Origin of the sequence: Paracoccus haematequi (assembly GCF_900631945.1) — a bacterium.
In the GTDB taxonomy this organism is placed as follows: Bacteria; Pseudomonadota; Alphaproteobacteria; order Rhodobacterales; family Rhodobacteraceae; genus Paracoccus; species Paracoccus haematequi_A.
The window spans coordinates 82,187-102,083 of record NZ_UZWE01000030.1 but is presented as its reverse complement, the minus strand read 5'-3'; the positions used below and the strand labels follow the sequence as shown (position 1 = coordinate 102,083).

At 67.3% G+C, this 19,897-nt stretch carries 17 protein-coding genes; 12 read left to right on the top strand and 5 right to left on the bottom strand.

Annotated elements, in window-relative coordinates:
• The first annotated feature begins 100 nt into the window (after positions 1-100).
• Entirely contained in the window at positions 101-799 is a 699-nt protein-coding gene (locus tag PARHAE_RS10545) for a M48 family metallopeptidase (RefSeq protein WP_126154573.1), read from the top strand.
• A 31-nt stretch (positions 800-830) separates the two neighbouring features.
• On the top strand, positions 831-1,478 hold the full coding sequence (locus PARHAE_RS10540) for a GntR family transcriptional regulator (protein ID WP_126154572.1): 648 nt from the start codon (positions 831-833) through the stop codon (positions 1,476-1,478).
• Here PARHAE_RS10540 and PARHAE_RS10535 read toward each other — a convergent pair.
• Positions 1,475-2,098: a lipid-binding SYLF domain-containing protein gene (locus PARHAE_RS10535; RefSeq protein WP_126154571.1), complete on the bottom strand. Its 624-nt coding sequence runs from the start codon at positions 2,096-2,098 to the stop codon at positions 1,475-1,477. The two genes, PARHAE_RS10540 and PARHAE_RS10535, sit on opposite strands and share 4 nt — an antisense overlap.
• A gap of 279 nt (positions 2,099-2,377) precedes the next feature.
• Positions 2,378-3,376, bottom strand: coding sequence for a porphobilinogen synthase (gene hemB, locus PARHAE_RS10530; RefSeq protein ID WP_126154570.1), 999 nt, complete (start codon positions 3,374-3,376; stop codon positions 2,378-2,380).
• A gap of 83 nt (positions 3,377-3,459) precedes the next feature.
• Here hemB and PARHAE_RS10525 point away from each other — a divergent pair, with 83 nt between their 5' ends.
• Genes PARHAE_RS10525 through PARHAE_RS10510 form a run of 4 tightly spaced genes read left to right on the top strand, consistent with a single transcriptional unit; the run spans position 3,460 to position 9,232 of the window.
• A complete protein-coding gene (locus PARHAE_RS10525) occupies positions 3,460-4,032 on the top strand; it encodes a hypothetical protein (protein ID WP_126154569.1) in 573 nt (190 codons plus the stop codon).
• Positions 4,033-4,068: 36 nt separating this feature from the next.
• Positions 4,069-7,515, top strand: coding sequence for a transcription-repair coupling factor (gene mfd, locus PARHAE_RS10520; RefSeq protein ID WP_126154568.1), 3,447 nt, complete (start codon positions 4,069-4,071; stop codon positions 7,513-7,515).
• On the top strand, positions 7,512-8,636 hold the full coding sequence (locus PARHAE_RS10515; protein ID WP_164555214.1) for an aminodeoxychorismate synthase component I: 1,125 nt from the start codon (positions 7,512-7,514) through the stop codon (positions 8,634-8,636). The genes mfd and PARHAE_RS10515 overlap by 4 nt, the downstream gene beginning before the upstream one ends.
• A gap of 14 nt (positions 8,637-8,650) precedes the next feature.
• The gene (locus PARHAE_RS10510) at positions 8,651-9,232 is read left to right on the top strand and encodes an aminotransferase class IV (RefSeq protein WP_126154669.1); all 582 of its coding nucleotides are present in this window, start codon (positions 8,651-8,653) and stop codon (positions 9,230-9,232) included.
• Positions 9,233-9,327: 95 nt separating this feature from the next.
• Here the strand turns inward: PARHAE_RS10510 and clpA are convergent, their stop codons facing one another.
• Positions 9,328-11,649, bottom strand: coding sequence for an ATP-dependent Clp protease ATP-binding subunit ClpA (gene clpA / locus PARHAE_RS10505; RefSeq protein ID WP_126154566.1), 2,322 nt, complete (start codon positions 11,647-11,649; stop codon positions 9,328-9,330).
• A gap of 210 nt (positions 11,650-11,859) precedes the next feature.
• Complete coding sequence (gene gloB / locus PARHAE_RS10500) at positions 11,860-12,606, bottom strand: hydroxyacylglutathione hydrolase (protein ID WP_126154565.1); 747 nt, start codon at positions 12,604-12,606, stop codon at positions 11,860-11,862.
• A 58-nt stretch (positions 12,607-12,664) separates the two neighbouring features.
• Here gloB and PARHAE_RS10495 point away from each other — a divergent pair, with 58 nt between their 5' ends.
• The 6 genes from PARHAE_RS10495 (at position 12,665) to PARHAE_RS10470 (ending at position 18,828) form a co-directional block, all read left to right on the top strand.
• Positions 12,665-13,453 (top strand): class I SAM-dependent methyltransferase, encoded by a 789-nt coding sequence (locus PARHAE_RS10495; protein ID WP_126154564.1) that lies wholly within the window; start codon positions 12,665-12,667, stop codon positions 13,451-13,453.
• 488 nt (positions 13,454-13,941) lie between these two features.
• A complete protein-coding gene (locus PARHAE_RS10490) occupies positions 13,942-14,502 on the top strand; it encodes a F0F1 ATP synthase subunit delta (protein WP_206436929.1) in 561 nt (186 codons plus the stop codon).
• Positions 14,502-16,037 (top strand): F0F1 ATP synthase subunit alpha, encoded by a 1,536-nt coding sequence (atpA, locus tag PARHAE_RS10485; protein ID WP_126154562.1) that lies wholly within the window; start codon positions 14,502-14,504, stop codon positions 16,035-16,037. The genes PARHAE_RS10490 and atpA overlap by 1 nt, the downstream gene beginning before the upstream one ends.
• A 12-nt stretch (positions 16,038-16,049) precedes the next feature.
• Positions 16,050-16,928 carry a F0F1 ATP synthase subunit gamma gene (locus PARHAE_RS10480; protein ID WP_126154561.1) on the top strand — a complete coding sequence of 293 codons (879 nt, stop codon included), beginning with the start codon at positions 16,050-16,052 and terminating at the stop codon, positions 16,926-16,928.
• 16 nt (positions 16,929-16,944) lie between these two features.
• The gene (atpD, locus tag PARHAE_RS10475; RefSeq protein ID WP_126154560.1) at positions 16,945-18,369 is read left to right on the top strand and encodes a F0F1 ATP synthase subunit beta; all 1,425 of its coding nucleotides are present in this window, start codon (positions 16,945-16,947) and stop codon (positions 18,367-18,369) included.
• Positions 18,370-18,378: 9 nt separating this feature from the next.
• A complete protein-coding gene (locus PARHAE_RS10470; RefSeq protein ID WP_126154559.1) occupies positions 18,379-18,828 on the top strand; it encodes a F0F1 ATP synthase subunit epsilon in 450 nt (149 codons plus the stop codon).
• A gap of 55 nt (positions 18,829-18,883) precedes the next feature.
• Here PARHAE_RS10470 and PARHAE_RS10465 read toward each other — a convergent pair whose 3' ends face one another.
• Positions 18,884-19,858, bottom strand: a complete 975-nt coding sequence (locus PARHAE_RS10465) for a GlxA family transcriptional regulator (protein ID WP_126154558.1) — start codon at positions 19,856-19,858, stop codon at positions 18,884-18,886.
• Between the last annotated feature and the right edge of the window lie 39 nt (positions 19,859-19,897).

Sequence of the window (19,897 nt, the reverse complement as noted above, 5' to 3'; positions counted from 1 at the left end):
GCCGCGTTTAGGGAATTTCGGTGGTCCCCCTGCCACAGGCATACGGGGGTGTCAAAGGCTTTCGACAGCAACCGGCGGACGGGGCAAGGGCAGGCGCGGGATGGCCGAGGCGTTCACCATCGGCAACGGGATGCGGATCACCTGGCGGCGCTCGGCCCGCGCGCGGCGCATGACGCTGCGGGTGCCGCGCGACGGCGGGCCGGTGGTGCTGACGCTGCCCGTGGGCGCCCCGCTGTCCGATGGCGCCGCATTCGCCGAATCGAAGGCGGCTTGGCTGTTGCAGGCGGCCCAGCGGCGGCCCCCGCCCAGCATCGTGCAGCACGGCGCGGCGGTGCCGGTTGCGGGGGTGCCGCTTGTGCTGACCCCGGCCTCGGTGCGCGCCGCGTCGGTCGAGGGCGAGGCGCTGCTGCTGCCCGCGGGCCGTCCGGCGGGGCCGGTGGTGCAGGCGTTCCTGAAGCACCAGGCGATGGCGCGCCTGCGCGCGGCCTGCGACCGTTATTCCGTGGCGCTTGGCCGCAGCTATCGGGCCATCGCCCTGCGCGACACGCGGTCCCGCTGGGGCAGTTGCACGGCGGACGGGCGGCTGATGTTCTCCTGGCGGCTGGCGATGGCCCCGCCCGTGGTCCTGGATTATGTCGCTGCCCACGAGGTCGCGCATCTGCGCCACATGGATCATTCGCCGCGCTTCTGGGCGGCAGTAGCGGGGCTGATGCCCGACTATGCGCGCCACCGCGACTGGCTGCGGCGGCACGGGCCGGACCTGATGGCCTGGCAGTTCCGCGATCCCACGGGGGATTGACGAGTGCGCGGTTTGTGATCACAAACGCACCATGAACGCCCCAGCCCGCCCCGCCGATCCTTCCGCCCACGAGAAGCTGTACCGCAACCTGCGCAGCCGGATCATGCTGGGCGAATTGCCCCCCGGCAAGCCGCTGACCCTGCGCGGCATCGCCCGCGAATACCACCTGTCGATGACCCCCGCGCGCGAGGCGGTGCGCCGCCTGGTGGCCGAGGGGGCGCTGACGCTGTCCGCGTCAGGGCGCGTCACCACGCCCGCGCTGTCGGACGACCGGATCGAGGAACTGGCGGCCCTGCGCGCGCTGATCGAACCCGAACTCGCCGCCCGCGCCCTGCCGCGCGCGCATTTCGCGCTGATCGACCGGCTGGCGCAGATGAACGCGCGCATCGCCGACGCGGTCGAGAACCACGACGCCGTGGGTTATATCCGCTGCAACCTGGAATTCCACCGGATGCTGTATCTGCGCGCGCAGGCCCCGGCGATGCTGGCGATGCTGGAAACGATCTGGCTGCAACTGGGACCGACGATGCGGGCGCTTTACGGCCGGGTGAAGCGGAACGAGCCGCCCCGCCATCACCGCATGATCCTGGCCGCGCTGCGGGCGGGCGACGAACCCGCCCTGCGGCTGGCCGTGCGCGCCGATGTCACGCACGGGTTGCGGCACCTGACCTCGGGTTAGCGGCGGCCCATCTGCGGCAGGCCCATGCCGCCGAAGCCCAGCGTCGGGAGTTCAGAGGGGATGATGCGGGTGTATTTCGTGCCCTCGATCGACGCGCCCGCCATCAGCCCGGCCTGGCCGAAGATCATCGCCACGACCGGCAGCTGCGCGGTGATCGTGTCGGCGCCAAGCGCCATGCCGCCCTGGGGGATCGCATAGAAGGCATTGGCCCCCGCCAGCCAGCCCGGCGAGGCGCGGAAAGACGCAAGCGCGGCATCGGTCTGGAAGATCAGCACATGCGCGTATTGCTGCGCGCCCGCCTGGAAACCCACAGTGGCGCGGGTGGCGGAATAATAGTCCACCGTCGCCCCGCCGATCCTCAGCGCGCCCTGGCCATAGGCGCCGCCGAAGCCAAGCGCGGCCTCGGTCATCAGGGGCATGTAGAGGACGCCCTTGGCGTTCTGCACCAGGGCTTGCGCCGACGGGTAGTTCTGGACAAGATACTGATGCGTCGCATCGACCCGCGCATCCAGTTCCGCCCCGGCATTGGTGCCCACGGCATTGCTGCACCCGGCAACCGCCAGCGCGGCGGCGCCTCCGGCCAGGACGCCGCGCCGGGTGATCCGGTTTCCATCGTTCATTCTGTCGCCCTCATCTCTGCATGCGCATGGCGCTGTCGCCCGAGACCTAGGAGATTTTTCCGGGCCTGTCACCTGCCGGTGATGCGCCATAGCGGCAAGTCGCCCACAGAACCCCGTGCCTTCAGTTTCGCCCAATAATAAATATAAAACTAATATTTACCCGTATTGGTTGAAGTTCATCGCTATTTCGTTTTATTTTGACTCGGTTTTTTCTCGTGTTATTCTTTTTATTGGGAATGCGGATATCAGCGGTCAATCCGCATTTTTTTCTGATGAGTTTCAGCCTTTGGACGCCTCGGCCACCAGCGGCGCGAAATAGGTCAGGATGCCGTCGCAGCCCGCCCGGCGGAAGCAAAGCAGGCTTTCGAACATGGCGTCCCGCGACAGCCAGCCGTTGCGGATCGCGCCTTCCAGCATCGCGTATTCGCCGCTGACCTGATAGGCGAAGGTCGGCGCGCCGAACTGGTCCTTCACGGCGCGGCAGATGTCCAGATAGGGCATTCCCGGCTTGACCATCACCATGTCCGCGCCCTCGGCCAAGTCGCGGGCGACGCAGCGGATCGCCTCGCCCCGGTTGGCGGGGTTGACCTGATAGGTCTTCTTGTCGCCCACCAGCCGCCCGGATGCGCCCACCGCGTCCCGGAACGGGCCATAGAAGCTGGAGGCGAATTTCGCCGCATAGGACAGGATCGCCACATGCTTGTGGCCCGCCTGTTCCAGCGCGCCGCGCAGCGCGCCGATGCGGCCGTCCATCATGTCGCTTGGCCCCAGGATGTCGGCGCCGCTTTCCGCCTGGGCCAGGGCCATGCGGACCAAGGCCTCGACCGTCTCGTCATTCAGGATCTCTCCGTTCACGACGATGCCGTCATGGCCGTTGGCGTTATAGGGATCCAGCGCGATGTCCGTCATCACCGCCAGGTCGGGCACGGTTTCCTTGACGGCGCGGATCGCCTGGTTGCCGATATTGTCGGGATCCCAGGCCCGTTCGCAAGTTTCTGTCTTAAGATCCTGATCTGAATGGGGAAAGATGCAGATCGCCGGGATGCCCAGCGTCGCGGCCCGTTCCGCCGCCCGGCGCGCGCCGTCCAGAGTCAGCCGCTCGACTCCGGGCATCGAGGCGATCTCGCCCTCGGCCCCCGACACCTCGGTCACGAAGATCGGCCAGATCAGGTTGGCGGGCGTCACGTCGCATTCCGATACCATCGCGCGGATCGCGGGGGTGCGGCGCAGCCGGCGCAGCCGGGCGGCGGGGAAGGGGGCGATGATCGGCGTCGGCATGGCGGGTTTCCTTCTTCGGGGCGGCTTTTCCTTTGGCGACTGCCGTTCTAAGGTCGCCCGCGACCAAGGACAAGGAAGCCCGCGTGCCTCAATTCAACAGTCTGATCGGGTTTCTGGACAGCCGGTCGTTCGGCACGGTCTGGTATTGGCTGGTCGTGATCGGCACCTGGTCGCTGACGGGCCGCAGCGTGATCGGCGTCCCGGTCGAGATCCTGTCCCGCGCCCGCGCCGCCCTGGTCGAGGGCAAGGGCGATGCCCCGGTGGTCCTGCACCTGCTGGACTGGCTGTCGCTGGTGCTGCCCCGCTGGCGGCTGGGCAGGCGAGAGGGGGCGTGCTTCCTGGCCGCGACCGGCTTCGCGCTGTCGTCCTTGGCGATCATGGGCATCGGCTATGACCTTGAACTGGCGCTGGCGTCCTTTCTGCTGCTGATGCCGCTGGCGGCGCTGTTCTGGATGCGGATCGCGCTGGCGCGCCGTCTTGTCCCGCTGCTGGAGGCGGCCGAGCAGGGCGCCCAGCCCATCCCCGAGGCGGCGTCCCAGGCGGTCAGGCGGATGGTGATCCACCGGCGGCTGGTCACGGTCCTGTCCATGGCGGCGGTGGCGGTCACGGCGCTGTGGGGCGCGCTGTGGTCGGTGATCCATCCCTATGGGTTCTGACCTTGACTCCGCCGCGCGGCGCTTTACCTCACGCCCATGGCCGAACACCTGATCCTTTCCGGCGCGCCCGAAGGCTATGACGCCGCCCTGATCGCGCGCGAGGCCGCGCGCGGTTCCCCCGTGATCCACATCGCCCGCGACGACCGCCGCATGGCCGCGATGCGGGCGGCACTTGCCTTCCTGGCGCCCGATCTGGCGGTGCTGGATTTCCCGGCCTGGGACACGACGCCCTATGACCGCGTTTCGCCCTCGCCCGATATTCAGGCGGCGCGGATGGCGACGCTGGCCGGGCTGGCGCAGGGCGCGATCCAGGGGCCGTTCGTGCTGCTGACGACGCTGAACGCGGTGCTGCAACGGGTGCCCGCGCGCGACGTGGTGCGGGGCGCCAGCTTCACCGCCCGCGTCGGCGACCGCATCGACGAGGCCGCGCTGCGCGATTTCCTGGTGCGCATGGGTTTCGCGCAATCGCCCACCGTGACCGAACCCGGCGACTATGCCGTGCGCGGCGGCATCATCGACATCTTCCCGCCCGGCGAATCCGGCCCGGTGCGGCTGGATCTGTTCGGCGACGTTCTGGACGGCGCCCGACGATTCGACGCGGAAACGCAGCGCACCACCGAAAAGCTGTCGCGGATCGAGCTTGCGCCCATGTCCGAGGTGATCCTGGACGAGGACGCGATCACCCGCTTTCGCCAGAACTATCGCACGGAATACGGCGGCGGCACCAACGATCCCTTGTATGAAAGCGTCAGCGCGGGCCGCAAGACGGCGGGGATGGAACATTGGCTGCCCTGGTTCCACGACCGGATGGAGAGCCTGTTCGACTATCTGCCCGGCGCCTCGGTGGTGTTGGACGATCATATCGGCCAGGTGATCGACGCCCGGCGCGGCATGATCCGAGAACAGTTCGAGGCGCGGAAGGCCGCGATGGCCGCCAAGGGCCGCAGCGACACGGTCTATAAACCCGTGCCGCCCGAGGCGATGTTCCCTTCAGACGACGAGTGGACGGCCTGGCTGGCGGCGCATCGCCTGCTGCGGCTGGCGGTGCTGCCGCAGCCGCCGGGACCGGGGGTGCTGGATGCGGGCGGCCGCGCGGGGCGCAACTTCGCGCCGGAACGTCAGGCGGAAAGCATCAACCTGTTCAAGGCCCTGGCCGATCATGTGAAGGCGCTTTCCAAGGACCATCGGGTCATTGTCGCAAGCTTCTCGGACGGCGCCCGCGACCGTCTGTCGGGCCTTCTGGCCGATGAGGGTCTGGCGGGGGCCAAGCACATCGGCGATATCCGCGACATGCCCGACAAGCCGGGCACGGTCGGGCTGGCGGTCTGGCCCCTGGACGAGGGTTTCGTGGCCGAGGGACAGGCGCTTGGCCGTCTCGCGGTGATCTCGGAACAGGACGTGCTGGGCGACCGGCTGATCCGGGGCGCGAAGAAGCGCCGCCGTGCCGACAATTTCCTGCGCGACACGACCAGCCTGACGCCGGGCGATCTGGTCGTCCATGTCGAACACGGCATCGGGCGCTATACGGGCCTTGAGACGATCAAGGCCGCGGGTGTGCCGCATGACTGCGTGGCGTTGGAATATGCGGGCGGCGACCGGCTTTACCTGCCGGTCGAGAATATCGAGCTGCTGTCGCGCTATGGCCACGAGGAAGGCCTGCTGGACAAGCTGGGCGGCGGCGCCTGGCAGGCGCGCAAGGCGCGGCTCAAGGAACGCATCAAGCTGATCGCCGACAAGCTGATGCGGGTGGCCGCCGAACGCCTGCTGCGACCCGCCCCGGTGCTGGAACCCGAGGATCACGACTGGCAGGCCTTCGCCGCCCGCTTCCCTTATAGCGAAACCGAGGACCAGCTTTCAGCCATCGAGGACGTGGCCGAGGATCTGGCGGCGGGCCGCCCCATGGACCGCCTGATCGTCGGCGACGTGGGCTTCGGCAAGACCGAGGTGGCGATGCGCGCGGCTTTCATCGCCGCGTCGCAGGGGATGCAGGTGGCGGTGGTGGCGCCCACCACGCTGCTGGCCCGCCAGCACTTCAAGACCTTCGCCGAACGCTTTCGCGGCACCGCCATCGCCGTGCGGCCCCTGTCGCGCTTCGTGTCCGCCAAGGACGCGGCGGCGACCCGCACCGGGCTGTCGGACGGCAGCGTGGATATCGTCGTCGGCACCCATGCGGTGCTGGCCAAGGGGGTGCGCTTCAAGAACCTGGGCCTGCTGATCATCGACGAGGAACAGCATTTCGGTGTCGCCCACAAGGAACGGCTCAAGGAATTGCGCAGCGACATCCACGTCCTGACCCTGACCGCCACGCCGATTCCGCGCACGCTGCAACTGTCGCTGACCGGCGTGCGCGACCTGTCGGTGATCGGCACGCCGCCGGTGGACCGGCTGTCGATCCGCACCTATGTCAGCGAATTCGACAGCGTGACGATCCGCGAGGCGCTGCTGCGCGAGAAATATCGCGGTGGGCAAAGCTTCTTCGTGGTCCCGCGCCTGTCCGACCTGCCGGATGTGGAGCACTGGCTGCGCGAGAACATGCCGGAAATCAATTACCTGGTCGCCCATGGCCAGCTTGCGGCGGGCGATCTGGACCAGCGGATGAACGCATTTTACGACGGCAGCCATGACGTGCTGCTGGCGACCACCATCGTCGAAAGCGGCCTGGACATCCCGACCGCGAACACCATGATCGTCTGGCGGGCCGACATGTTCGGCCTGGCGCAGCTTTACCAGATTCGGGGCAGGGTGGGCCGGTCCAAGACCCGCGCCTATTGCTATCTGACCACCAAGCCGCGCCAGCCGCTGACCCCGCAGGCGATGCGGCGGCTGAAATTCCTGGGGTCCATCGACGGGCTTGGCGCGGGCTTCAACCTCGCCAGCCAAGACCTTGACCTGCGCGGCGCGGGCAACCTGCTGGGAGAGGAGCAGTCGGGCCATATCAAGGAGGTCGGCTTCGAACTCTACCAGCAGATGCTGGAGGAAACCATCGCCAAGCTGAAATCGGGCGAGATCGAGGGCACGCCCGAGGACGAATGGGCGCCGCAACTCAACCTCGGCGTGCCGGTCACGATCCCGGAAAGCTATATCCCCGATCTGGACGTTCGGCTGGGCCTTTACCGCCGCCTGTCCGGCCTGACCACCAAGGTCGAGCTGGAGGGTTTCGCGGCCGAGCTGATCGACCGCTTCGGTCCCCTTCCGCGAGAGGTGAATACGCTTCTGCTGGTGATCCGCATCAAGGCGATGGCGAAGCGCGCGAATATCTCGCGCCTGGATGCCGGGCCAAAGGGGGCCACGGTGCAGTTCCACGGCGACAAGTTCGCCAATCCGGCGGGGCTGGTCGAGTTCCTGACCGATCAGCGCGGCGACGCGAAAGTGGACGGCAACAAGATCTTCGTGCGCCGCGATTGGGCGACGGATGCCGACCGCATCAAGGGCGCCTTCGCCATCGCCCGCGACCTGGCGGCCAAGGCCAAGGCCGCCAGGTGAACCAGGTCCGCTTCGACCACGGCCCCCTTCCCGGCGGCACGCTGTTTGCCGCGCCGCAAACGGTGATCCGCGCCGATACCGCCGCGGGCGTCGGCCCGGCCCTGGCCGCAATCGAGGCCGCGCGGGCGCGTGGGCTGTGGCTGGCGGGCTATCTGTCCTATGAACTGGGCTACGCGCTGACCCCCAAGCTGGCGCCGCTGATGCCTTCGGACCGCGAGGCGCCGCTGATCCTGATGGGGGTTTTCGACGCGCCGCGCCCGGCCCCGCCCTTGCCCGATCCGGCTGGCGTGGTGATCGGCGCGCCGCAGCCGCTGTGGGGCCGCACGCGATACGACGCTGCCTTGCGGGCGGTGCGCACCTATATCGCCGCGGGCGACTGTTACCAGGTGAACCTGACCTTTCCGATGCAGGCGCGAGTCTCGGGCGATCCGCTGGCGATCCATGCCGCCCTGGCCGCGCGCCAGCCGGTGGGCGAGGGCGCCTTCGTCGATCTGGGCGGTCCGATCGTCCTGTCGCGCAGCCCCGAACTGTTCTTTGCGGTCGACGGCGCCGGCCGGATCGAGACGCGGCCGATGAAGGGCACCGCGCCGCGCGGCGTCGACGCGGCCCAGGATAGGGCGTTGGCTGCGGCCCTGTCGGCCTCGGACAAGGACCGGGCCGAGAATCTGATGATCGTCGATCTGTTGCGCAACGATCTGTCGCGGGTGTGTATGCCCGGCAGCGTCCGGGTGCCGTCGCTGTTTCAGGTGGAAACCTATGCGACCGTCCACCAGATGACCTCGACCGTGACCGGGCAACTGGCGGGGGGCGTCGGTCTGGCGGCGATCCTGGCGGCGCTGTTTCCCTGCGGATCCATCACCGGGGCGCCGAAGATCCGGGCGATGCAGATCATCGCGGAACTGGAACAGGCGCCGCGCGGGGTCTATTGCGGGGCCATTGGCTGGATCGACCCGGCCGGACCGATGCGCTTTTCGGTGGCGATCCGTACGCCCGTCCTGGAGGCCCCCGACCGCTTGCGGCTGAATGTCGGCGGCGGCATCACCCATGACAGCCGCGCCGGATCGGAATGGCAGGAGGCATTGTGCAAGGCCGCATTTCTGAACCTCTCCCCGCAGGCCTGACCGTCATCGAGACCATGCGGGCCGAACCCGATGGCAGGGTCCAGCTGTGGCCGCTGCATCTGGACCGGCTGCGGCGGGACTGCGCGGCGGTGGGCTTTCCGCTGGACGAGGGGCGGGTCTCGGCGGTGCTGGCCGGGCTGCCGCGCGGGCAGGTTCTGCGGGCGCGGCTGACGGTGGACGCGGCGGGGGCGGTGGCGCTGACGCATCAGCCGCTGGCCGCGAATCCACCCCTGTGGCTTTTGCGGATTGCCGATGTCCGCCTGTCCAGCAGCGATCCCTGGCTGCGGATCAAGACCTCGCACCGGCCCGGCTATGACGCGGCGCGCGCCGCCCTGCCTGGGGCGGTGGACGAGGCGCTGCTGCTGAACGAACGCGGCGAGATTTGCGAAGGGACGATCACCACCCTGTTTCTAGAGCGCGAGGGTCGGCTGCTGACGCCTGCGCTGGATTGCGGGCTGCTGCCGGGAGTGTTGCGGGCGTCGCTGCTGGCCTCGGGGCGGGCACGGGAAGCGGTGCTGCGGCCCGACGATCTGGAGGACGGACGCATCCTGATGGGCAATGCCTTGCGCGGGCTGATTCCGGCGCGGCTGTCCTGATCCCAAGGCACCCCGCCCCGGCGTGACGCGCGTGCGGCAGCAAAAAGCCCCGCCGCGAGGTGGCACGGCGGGGCCTGGGTAGCGAGGCGCGGGGTTTATTCCGCGGTCAGCAGCGGCGTCTTGGACTTGCCGATGCGGGGGGCGTCGGGGCCGGTGATGTCGAAGACCGGCTTGTCGTCCTCGATCTTCACGCGGACCACGCCGCCCTTAGTCAGCCGGCCGAACAGCAGTTCCTCGGCCAGCGGCTTCTTGATGTTTTCCTGGATCACGCGGCCCAGGGGACGGGCGCCCATCTTGTCGTCGTAACCCTTTTCGGCCAGCCAGTCGGCGGCTTCCGGGGTCAGTTCGATATGGACGTTGCGGTCCATCAGCTGCGCTTCCAGTTGCAGCACGAACTTCTCGACCACATGGACCACCACGTCGCGGGACAGGGCCGCAAAGCTGATGACGGCGTCCAGGCGGTTTCGGAATTCAGGCGTGAAGGTCCGCTCGATGGCGGCGGTATCCTCGCCCTCGCGCTTGTCGCGGCCGAAGCCGATCGCCGCCTTCTGCATGTCGGACGCGCCCACGTTCGAGGTCATGATCAGGATCACGTTGCGGAAATCCACCTGCCGCCCGTTGTGGTCGGTCAGCTTGCCGTGATCCATCACCTGCAACAGGATGTTGTAGACATCCGGATGCGCCTTCTCGATCTCGTCCAGCAGCAGCACGCAATGCGGATGCTGGTCCACCCCGTCGGTCAGCATCCCGCCCTGGTCGAAGCCGACATAGCCCGGAGGCGCGCCGATCAGGCGGCTGACCGCGTGCTTCTCCATGTATTCCGACATGTCGAAGCGCAGCAGTTCGACGCCCAGCGTGCTGGCAAGCTGTTTGGCGACCTCGGTCTTGCCGACGCCTGTGGGTCCGGCGAACAGATAGTTGCCGATGGGCTTTTCGGGCTCGCGCAGGCCGGCCCGCGCCAGCTTGATCGCCGAGGACAGCGCCGTGATCGCCGCGTCCTGTCCGAACACCACGCGCTTGAGCGAGGCTTCCAGGTCGCGCAGCACCTCGGCATCGTCCTTGCTGACGTTCTTCGGCGGAATCCGGGCGATCTTGGCCACCACGGCCTCGATCTCCTTGGGGGTGATCATCTTGCGGCGCTTGCTTTCGCTGACCAGATGCTGCGCCGCGCCCGCCTCGTCGATCACGTCGATGGCGCTGTCGGGCAGCTTGCGGTCGTTGATATAGCGGCTGGCCAGCTCCACCGCCGACTTGATCGCCTCGTTCGTGTAGCGCAGGTCGTGGTGCTTTTCGAAGCTGGGTTTCAGGCCCATCAGGATCTTGACCGTGTCGGGGACCGAGGGTTCGTTCACGTCGATCTTCTGGAACCGGCGGCTCAGCGCGCGGTCCTTTTCGAAATGCTGCCGGAACTCCTTGTAGGTGGTCGATCCCATGCAGCGCAGCTTGCCGCCCGACAGCGCAGGCTTCAGCAGGTTCGAGGCATCCATCGCCCCGCCCGAGGTCGCCCCCGCGCCGATGACGGTGTGAATCTCATCGATGAACAGGATCGCGTCGGGGTGGTTCTCCAGCTCCTTGACGACCGCCTTGAGCCGTTCCTCGAAATCGCCGCGATAGCGGGTGCCCGCCAGCAGCGCGCCCATGTCCAGCGAGAAGATCGTGGCGCCCGCCAGCACCTCGGGCGTCTCGCCACGGGTGATCTTCAGGGCCAACCCTTCGGCGATGGCGGTCTTGCCCACGCCCGGATCGCCCACCAGCAGCGGGTTGTTCTTGCGACGGCGGCACAGAACCTGGACCGCCCGCTCGACCTCGGCCTCGCGGCCGATCAGAGGGTCGATGTCGCCTTTCTTGGACTTGGCGTTCAGGTCCACGCAGTATTTGCCAAGCGCGGTTTCGTCCTTGGCCTCGGGCGCGGCCTCGGCCTGCTTCTGTTCGGGTTCGTCGGACCCGACCACCTTGCGGCTTTCGTTGAAGGACGGGTTTTTCGCCACGCCATGCGCGATGAAGTTGACCGCGTCGTAGCGGGTCATGTCCATTTCCTGAAGGAAGAAGGCCGCGTTCGATTCGCGTTCGGCGAAGATCGCGACCAGAACGTTCGCGCCCGTCACCTCTTGCCGGCCCGAGCTTTGGACATGGATCGCGGCGCGCTGAATCACCCGCTGGAAGGCGGCGGTCGGCACGGCCTCGGACCCTTCCACGTCGGTGATCAGGGTGGACAGGTCGTCTTCGATGAAATCGACAAGCAGCTTTCGCAGCTCGTCCAGGTCGACATTGCAGGCCCGCATCACCTTGACCGCGTCCGGTTCCTCGGTCAGGGCCAGCAGCAGGTGTTCGAGCGTGGCAAGCTCGTGTCGATGTTCGTTCGCCAGCGCAAGCGCCTGGTGAATGGCCTGTTCCAGGGGGGTCGAGAAACTTGGCACGGTCTTCTCCTGTCAGTCGGCTGGCGGTATGGGCATATCTTGTGCCCACCTGCCCAGACTGTCACGATACAGTTAAGATTTGGTGGAATTCAGTCGGCATCAAGTGCTTTTTCACCGGGACGCCACGATTTTCCCACGGTTGAGGCAGATGTGATGCGTCGCCGCGCGGATTTCAAGCGCGGCCCCGGTGACGGCGATTTCGCCTGGCGTTCAGAACGCGTCCTTCATGGCGCGCAGCCGGGCGAAGACCTGGGCGTCCGGGGCGTCCTCCATCCCCAGGCCCGGCCGCAGGGCAGCCACCCGCAGGAACGGATTCGTCTCGCGCTCTTGTGCCAGGGTCGCGGGGGCGCAGGGCTGTTCCGCCCGCTGCACCGCGTCCAGCCGGTCGCGCAGGGCCGGGTTTTCGGGGTCGACCGACAGCGCGAAGGCGCCGTTGCCCGCGCAATAGTCGTGGCCCGAACAGATCAGCGTGTCGGCGGGCAGGGCGTTCAGGCGCGACAGGCTGTCCCACATCATCTCGGCCGTGCCCTCGAACAGGCGGCCGCAACCCATCGCCATCAGGCTGTCGGCGGTGAAGGCATAGCCGGATTGGGGAAAATGGAAGGCGACATGGCCGACGGTATGGCCCGACACGTCGATGATCTGGACGGGTTCGCCCAGAACCTCCAGCGGCTCGCCCGGCGTGATGCGCAGATCCAGCGGCGGCAGGCGGTGGGCGTCGGCGGCGGCGCCGATCACCATGGCGCCGGTTGTCTGCACGATCTCGGCCACGCCGTCCACATGGTCAGAGTGGTGATGGGTCAGCAGGATCGCCGACAGGGACCAGCCGCGCGCCGCCAGTTCGCGCAGGATCGGCGCTGCCTCGGGGGCGTCGATCAGGACCGTGCCCTCGTCGCCATGCAGCAGATAGGCATAGTTGTCCTTCAGGCAGCGCAGCGTGACCAGTTCCAGCGGCATTGGCAAATCCCCTTGCGTGTGATGAGGTCGAGCCTGTCAAAAGCCGGGCCGGGGCGCAATGCACCACGATATCGCCGACCTTCGCCAGTTCTATTACCAGCGGTCGCTTGGCCGTGTGGTGCAGCGCATCCTGCGCGACCGGCTGGTGTCGCGCTGGCAGCCGGGGGGATGCACGGGGATGACTGTCGCGGGCTTCGGCTTCGCCGCGCCGATGCTGCGGCCCTATCTGGCGGTGGCGCGGCGGGTCACGGCGCTGATGCCCGGCCCGCAGGGGGTGATGGCCTGGCCCGCCGGGATGCCCAACCACAGTGTCCTGTGCGACGAGATCGCCTGGCCGCTGGAAACCGGCAGCGTCGACCGGCTGGTGATCCTGCACGGGCTGGAGACCAGCGACGATCCCTCGGCCCTGCTGGCCGAGGCCTGGCGGGTGCTGGGTCCGGGCGGGCGGATGATGGCGATGGTGCCGAACCGCGCCGGGCTGTGGGCGGCCTCGGACCGCACGCCCTTCGGCCTGGGCCGCAGCTATACCACCGGCCAGATCGAGACCCAGGCCCGGCGGGCGGGTTTCGTGCCGGAATGGCACGGGTCGGCGGTCTATATCCCGCCCTCGGACCGGCGGTTCTGGCTGGGCAGCGCGCAGATGTGGGAACGGGCGGGCGCGCGCATCAGCCGCGTCCTGATCGCCGGAGTGGTGCTGATCGAACTGTCCAAGCAGATGCGCGCCCCGATAGGCCCCGGATCGCGGGTCCATGTCCCCAGCCCGCTGGAGATCCTGGACGGGGTCGTGGGGCCGCGTCCCGCGCGCGCCCCGACAGCCAGAAATTTGCAGCATATGCAGAAAAAATGACCGTTAACGCCCGCGAATCGCGCAAGACCTGTCCATAAGGTGAACTGCCGCAGCGCAGCATTATGTCCTATAGGAATGCTGTAACTGGTGACCTGCTGTTAACAAGTCGTCCTGCCCTGCCAGCCCGTCATGGCAAGGGTGACTGCCCGTTTTGTAGATGTTGTCAGTGACGCCCGGCATGGGGTGACGGCCCCAGGGTAACCGCCCCGTGCCGGGTTGTTTCCACGCCTTTCTGCGGCAGGCGCAAGGGCCGCCGCGCGCCCCTGTCAGCGGCTTTCTCCGACCCGTTCCGGCATATGGAGATCCGAAGGTGGCAATCCCTCACATTTCCGCGTTCTAGCCGGTTGCCCGAGCCGTTTTCACCTGCTAGAGACGCCGCAGATTTCCGAACGGCCCTCCATAAGCCGTGCGACTGCGACCCGCACCCCGCGACAGACCGGCTCCCGCCGGCCCGCCAGTGGGGCTTGCGCAAACCGTAAAGGATGACCGTGGCCAACTCTGTTTCCATGTCCCAGAGCATCGCCGGGCGCTATGCGCAGGCCGTCTTCGACATCGCCAAGGAAGACGGGGGCCTGGACGCCCTGGCCCGGCAGACCGAGGATCTGGGCGCGGCGCTGTCGGACAGCGCCGATCTGCGCGACCTGATCAGCTCTCCGATCTATACCCGCGACGATCAGGCCCGCGCCATCGGCGCGCTGGCGCAGAAGATGGGCTTTTCGCCGGTGCTGGCCAACACGCTGCAACTGATGGCCAGGAACCGCCGCCTGTTCGTGCTGCCGCAACTGGTGCGCCAGTTGCAGGCGCTGATCGCGGCCGAGCGCGGCGAGGTCACCGCCGAGGTGACAAGCGCCGTCGCGCTGACCGACGACCAGCAGACCCGCCTGCGCGACACCCTGGCGCAGAAGTCCGGCAAGAAGGTCAAACTGAACACCCGCGTCGATGAGGCCCTCATCGGCGGCATGATTGTCAAGCTTGGTTCGCAGATGATCGACAGCTCGATCCGCTCGAAGCTCGCTTCCCTCCAGAATGCTATGAAAGAGGTCGGATAATGGGAATCCAGGCAGCCGAGATCTCGGCCATCCTCAAGGATCAGATCAGGAATTTCGGCCAGGAGGCCGAGGTGGCCGAGGTCGGGCAGGTGCTGTCCGTCGGTGACGGCATCGCCCGCGTCTATGGCCTGGACAAGGTGCAGGCCGGCGAGATGGTCGAGTTCCCCGGCGGCATCCGCGGGATGGTGCTGAACCTTGAAACCGACAACGTCGGGATCGTGATCTTCGGCGACGACCGCTCGATCAAGGAAGGCGACACCGTCAAGCGCACCCGGTCCATCGTGGACGTGCCGGTCGGCAAGGGGCTGCTGGGCCGCGTCGTGGACGGCCTGGGCAACCCCATCGACGGCAAGGGCCCGATCGAGGCGACCGAACGCCGCATCGCCGACGTGAAGGCGCCGGGCATCATGCCGCGCAAATCGGTGCACGAACCGATGGCGACCGGCCTGAAGGCCGTGGACGCGATGATCCCGGTCGGCCGCGGCCAGCGGGAACTGATCATCGGCGACCGCCAGACCGGCAAGACCGCCATCGCGCTGGACACCATCCTGAACCAGCTGAACTACAACGGCCGCGAAAACGACGGCATGAAGACGCTGCATTGCGTCTATGTCGCCGTGGGCCAGAAGCGTTCGACCGTGGCCCAGCTGGTCAAGAAGCTGGAAGAAACCGGCGCCATGGCCTATACGACCGTCGTCGCCGCGACCGCCTCGGACCCCGCGCCGATGCAGTTCCTGGCGCCCTATTCGGGCACCGCGATCGGCGAATACTTCCGCGACAACGGCATGGACGCGCTGATCATCTATGACGACCTGTCCAAGCAGGCCGTGGCCTACCGCCAGATGTCGCTGCTGCTGCGCCGTCCGCCCGGCCGCGAAGCCTATCCGGGCGACGTGTTCTATCTGCATTCCCGCCTGCTGGAGCGTTCGGCCAAGCTGAACGAGGCCAACGGCGCAGGCTCGCTGACCGCGCTGCCGATCATCGAGACCCAGGCGGGCGACGTGTCGGCCTATATCCCGACCAACGTGATCTCGATCACCGACGGCCAGATCTTCCTGGAAACCGAACTGTTCTTCCAGGGCATCCGCCCGGCCGTGAACACCGGCCTGTCGGTGTCGCGCGTGGGTTCGGCCGCCCAGACCAAGGCGATGAAATCCGTCGCCGGCCCGGTCAAGCTGGAACTGGCCCAGTATCGCGAGATGGCGGCCTTCGCGCAGTTCGGCTCGGACCTCGACGCCGCGACGCAGCGCCTGCTGAACCGCGGTTCGCGCCTGACCGAGCTGATGAAGCAGCCTCAATATCGCCCGCTGACCAACGCGGAAATCGTGATTGTGATCTATGCCGGGACCAAGGGCTATATCGACAACGTTCCGGTCAAGGATGTCGTCGCCTGGGAAGAAGGGCTGATCCAGTTCCTGCGCAACCAGAAGTCGGACCTGCTGGACGACATGACCCGCAACGACCGCAAGGTCTCGGGCGAGCTGGAAGAAGCGATCAAGGCGGCTTTGGACGCGTACAACAAGACCCGCGCCTGAGAGGGGGAATAGATGCCCAGTCTCAAGGATCTCAAGAACCGGATCGGAAGCGTCAAGAACACGCGGAAGATCACCAAGGCGATGCAGATGGTCGCCGCCGCGAAACTGCGCCGCGCGCAGGAAGCGGCGGAAGCCGCGCGTCCCTATGCCGACCGGATGGCGGCGGTGATGGCAGGGCTGACCGCGAATGCGGCCGGTTCCGCGTCCGCGCCGCGCCTGCTGGCCGGGACCGGCGCCGACCGCAAGCATCTGCTGGTCGTGATGACCTCGGAACGCGGCCTGGCGGGGGGCTTCAACAGCACCATCGTCAAGCTGGCCCGGCAATATGCCGATCGGCTGCGGGGTGAAGGGAAAGAGGTCGCGATCCTGACCGTCGGCAAGAAGGGCCGCGAGCAGCTGAAGCGCGAATACGGCAGCCTGTTCGTCAGCCATGTCGACATGTCCGAGGTGAAGCGCGTGGGTTACGACAATGCCCGCGCCATCGCCGACGACGTGCTGGATCGCTTCGAGGCGGGCGATTTCGACGTGGCGACGCTGTTCTACAACCGCTTCGAATCGGTGATCAGCCAGGTTCCGACCGCCCGCCAGATCATCCCGGCCGAACTGCCCGAGGGCGGAGCGACCGGCGGTGCCTCGGCGCTGTACGACTATGAGCCCGGAGAGGAGGCCATCCTGGCCGACCTGTTGCCGCGTTCGGTCGCAACGCAGGTCTTCGCGGCGCTTCTGGAAAATGCGGCGTCCGAACAGGGCGCGCGGATGACGGCCATGGACAACGCCACGCGCAACGCGGGCGACATGATCGACCGTCTGACGACCGAGTACAACCGCTCGCGTCAGGCCGCGATCACCAAGGAACTCATCGAAATCATCTCGGGCGCCGAGGCGCTCTGACACGTAGGGGTAAGACATGGCAGAGGCCACTGGTAAAATCACGCAGGTGATCGGCGCCGTCGTTGACGTGCAGTTCGACAGCCACCTGCCGGCGATTCTGAACGCGCTGGAAACGCATAACAACGGCAAGAAGCTGATCCTGGAAGTGGCGCAGCATCTGGGCGAGAACACCGTCCGCACCATCGCCATGGATTCGACCGAAGGTCTGGTCCGCGGCGAGCCGGTCAGCGACACCGGCGGCCCGATCACGGTTCCGGTCGGCGACGTGACGCTGGGCCGGATCCTGAACGTCGTGGGCGAGCCGGTCGACGAGGGCGAACCCCTGAACGTCAGCGAACGCCGCGCGATCCACCAGCCCGCGCCGGAATTCGCGCAGCAGGCGACCTCGTCCGAGATCCTCGTCACCGGCATCAAGGTCATCGACCTGCTGGCCCCTTACTCCAAGGGCGGCAAGATCGGCCTGTTCGGCGGCGCCGGCGTGGGCAAGACGGTTCTGATCATGGAACTGATCAACAACATCGCCAAGGTGCATTCGGGCTATTCCGTGTTCGCGGGCGTGGGCGAACGCACCCGTGAAGGCAACGACCTGTATCACGAGATGGTGGAATCGGGCGTCATCAAGCCGGACAACCTGGCCGAGTCGCAAGTGGCCCTGGTTTACGGCCAGATGAACGAGCCTCCGGGGGCGCGGATGCGCGTGGCGCTGACCGGCCTGACCGTGGCCGAACAGTTCCGCGACGCCACCGGCACCGACGTTCTGTTCTTCGTGGACAACATCTTCCGCTTCACGCAGGCCGGTTCGGAAGTGTCGGCCCTGCTGGGCCGGATCCCGTCCGCCGTGGGTTACCAGCCGACGCTGGCCACCGACATGGGCGCGATGCAGGAACGCATCACCTCGACCAAGAACGGCTCGATCACCTCGATCCAGGCCGTCTATGTTCCGGCCGACGACCTGACCGACCCGGCGCCCGCCACGACCTTCGCCCACCTGGACGCCACGACGGTTCTGTCGCGCGCGATTTCCGAACTGGGCATCTATCCGGCCGTGGACCCGCTGGATTCGAACAGCCGGATCCTCGACCCCGCCGTCGTGGGTGAAGAGCATTATCAGGTCGCCCGCGACGTGCAGGGCATCCTGCAAAAGTACAAGTCGCTTCAGGACATCATCGCCATCCTGGGGATGGACGAACTGTCCGAAGAGGACAAGCTGACCGTGGCCCGCGCCCGCAAGATCCAGCGCTTCCTGTCGCAGCCCTTCGACGTGGCCAAGGTCTTCACGGGTTCGGACGGCGTTCAGGTGCCGCTGGAAAAGACCATCGCGTCCTTCAAGGCCGTGGTTGCCGGTGAATACGACCACCTGCCGGAATCGGCCTTCTACATGGTCGGCGACATCGAGGACGTGAAGGCGAAGGCCCAGCGTCTCGCGGCAGAAGCCGCGTAAGGGGGCGAAATGGCCGATACCATGCAGTTCGACCTCGTGTCGCCGGAACGGAGCCTTGTCTCGGTCCCGGTGCGCGAGGTGCGCCTGCCGGGCACGGACGGCGACCTGACCGCCATGCCCGGCCATGCGCCCACCATCGTCACGCTGCGGCCGGGTCTGGTCACGGCGATCGGCGCCGACGGATCGCAGACGGAGTTCGCCGTGACCGGCGGCTTTGTCGAGATCGGTCCCGATTCGGTCAGCCTGCTGGCCGAACGCGGCCATCCGCGCGAGGAAGTGACCCAGGCCGTCTTCAACGAGATGATGACCGAGGCGCATCGCACTCGCCGCAATCTGGAAAGCAAGCGCGACGCGGTGGGCGATGATGTCGTCACCGCCGCCGTCAAGCTGCTGGCGGATATGGAGGCCCTGGGCACCCATATCGGCCTGGATCCAAACCAATCGACCGTGCCCGATTAAGGGCTGGTCCGTGGTGACTGAAAGACCCCGGTGCGGATCCCGCTCCGGGGTTTTTTCATGCCTGCGGCGGCGCCCCCGTCCCGCGTTCGCGGTAAGGCGTGCCGCCATACAGCGCCCGGTAGCATTTGGAAAAATGCGACGGGCTGGAAAAGCCCGAGGCGAGGGCGACCTCGATGATCGACATGTCGGTCTGCATCAGCAGGTTGCGGGCGCGGGCCAGGCGGGTTTCCATGTAATACCGCTTGGGGCTGCGGTTCAGGTAACGGCGGAACAGCCGCTCCAGCTGGCGGGTGGACATCCCCGCATCCGCCGCAAGCTGGGCCGGGCTGATCGGGTCTTCCAGGTTGCCCTCCATCCGCGCGATGACGGCAGCCAGCTTGGGGTGGCGGACGCCGATCCGGGTGGGGATCGACAGCCGCTGGCGGTCCTGGTTGGTGCGGATGGTGGTGTGCAGCATCTGGTCCGCGACCTCGGTCGCCAGGGCCTCGCCATGCGCCTCGGCGATCAGGTGCAGCATCATGTCGATCGAGGACGTGCCCCCTGCCGCCGTCAGCCGGTTGCCGTCCTTGACGAAGACCGACCGATACAGGTCGACCTGCGGAAAGGCCTCGGCGAAGCCGTCGTGGTTTTCCCAGTGGATCGTGGCCTTGCGCGCGTCCAGCAGCCCCGCCTCGGCCAGGATCCAGGCGCCCGTGCAGACCGCGCCCATCGTCGCGCCGCCGCGCGCCTGCTTGCGCAGCCAGGTCAGCACGGGCCGGGTCGCCTCGCGCGCGATCTCGGTGCCGCCGCAGACGATGATCGCGTCGTCGCGTTCGGCCGTCGTGTCGTCCAGTCCCCCGTCCAGGGCGACCCTGGCGCCGTTCGAGCAGGTGGCCCAGTCCTTGCCTGTCCCGACCAGCCGCCAGGCATAGAGGTTCCGCCCGGAGGCGCGGTTGGCCAGCCGCAGCGGCTCGACGGCTGCGGTGAAGGGCAGCATGGTGAACCGTTCCAGCAGAAGAAAGGTGAACCGGCGGGGCTTTTCGGATGGCATGGGGCTGTCTTCGCGCGTGTTCGCGCCACATCATCAGGG

Bases quoted from the DNA above. Each gene is read 5' to 3' on its own strand.
- PARHAE_RS10510 (WP_126154669.1), top strand. From the start codon at position 8,651: ATGCGGGCCGAACCCGATGGCAGGGTCCAGCTGTGGCCGCTGCATCTG.
- PARHAE_RS10535 (WP_126154571.1), bottom strand. From the start codon at position 2,098: ATGAACGATGGAAACCGGATCACCCGGCGCGGCGTCCTGGCCGGAGGC.
- mfd (WP_126154568.1), top strand. From the start codon at position 4,069: ATGGCCGAACACCTGATCCTTTCCGGCGCGCCCGAAGGCTATGACGCC.
- PARHAE_RS10540 (WP_126154572.1), top strand. From the start codon at position 831: ATGAACGCCCCAGCCCGCCCCGCCGATCCTTCCGCCCACGAGAAGCTG.
- PARHAE_RS10470 (WP_126154559.1), top strand. From the start codon at position 18,379: ATGGCCGATACCATGCAGTTCGACCTCGTGTCGCCGGAACGGAGCCTT.
- PARHAE_RS10480 (WP_126154561.1), top strand. From the start codon at position 16,050: ATGCCCAGTCTCAAGGATCTCAAGAACCGGATCGGAAGCGTCAAGAAC.
- PARHAE_RS10545 (WP_126154573.1), top strand. From the start codon at position 101: ATGGCCGAGGCGTTCACCATCGGCAACGGGATGCGGATCACCTGGCGG.
- gloB (WP_126154565.1), bottom strand. From the start codon at position 12,606: ATGCCGCTGGAACTGGTCACGCTGCGCTGCCTGAAGGACAACTATGCC.
- PARHAE_RS10495 (WP_126154564.1), top strand. From the start codon at position 12,665: ATGCACCACGATATCGCCGACCTTCGCCAGTTCTATTACCAGCGGTCG.
- atpA (WP_126154562.1), top strand. From the start codon at position 14,502: ATGGGAATCCAGGCAGCCGAGATCTCGGCCATCCTCAAGGATCAGATC.
- atpD (WP_126154560.1), top strand. From the start codon at position 16,945: ATGGCAGAGGCCACTGGTAAAATCACGCAGGTGATCGGCGCCGTCGTT.
- hemB (WP_126154570.1), bottom strand. From the start codon at position 3,376: ATGCCGACGCCGATCATCGCCCCCTTCCCCGCCGCCCGGCTGCGCCGG.
- PARHAE_RS10465 (WP_126154558.1), bottom strand. From the start codon at position 19,858: ATGCCATCCGAAAAGCCCCGCCGGTTCACCTTTCTTCTGCTGGAACGG.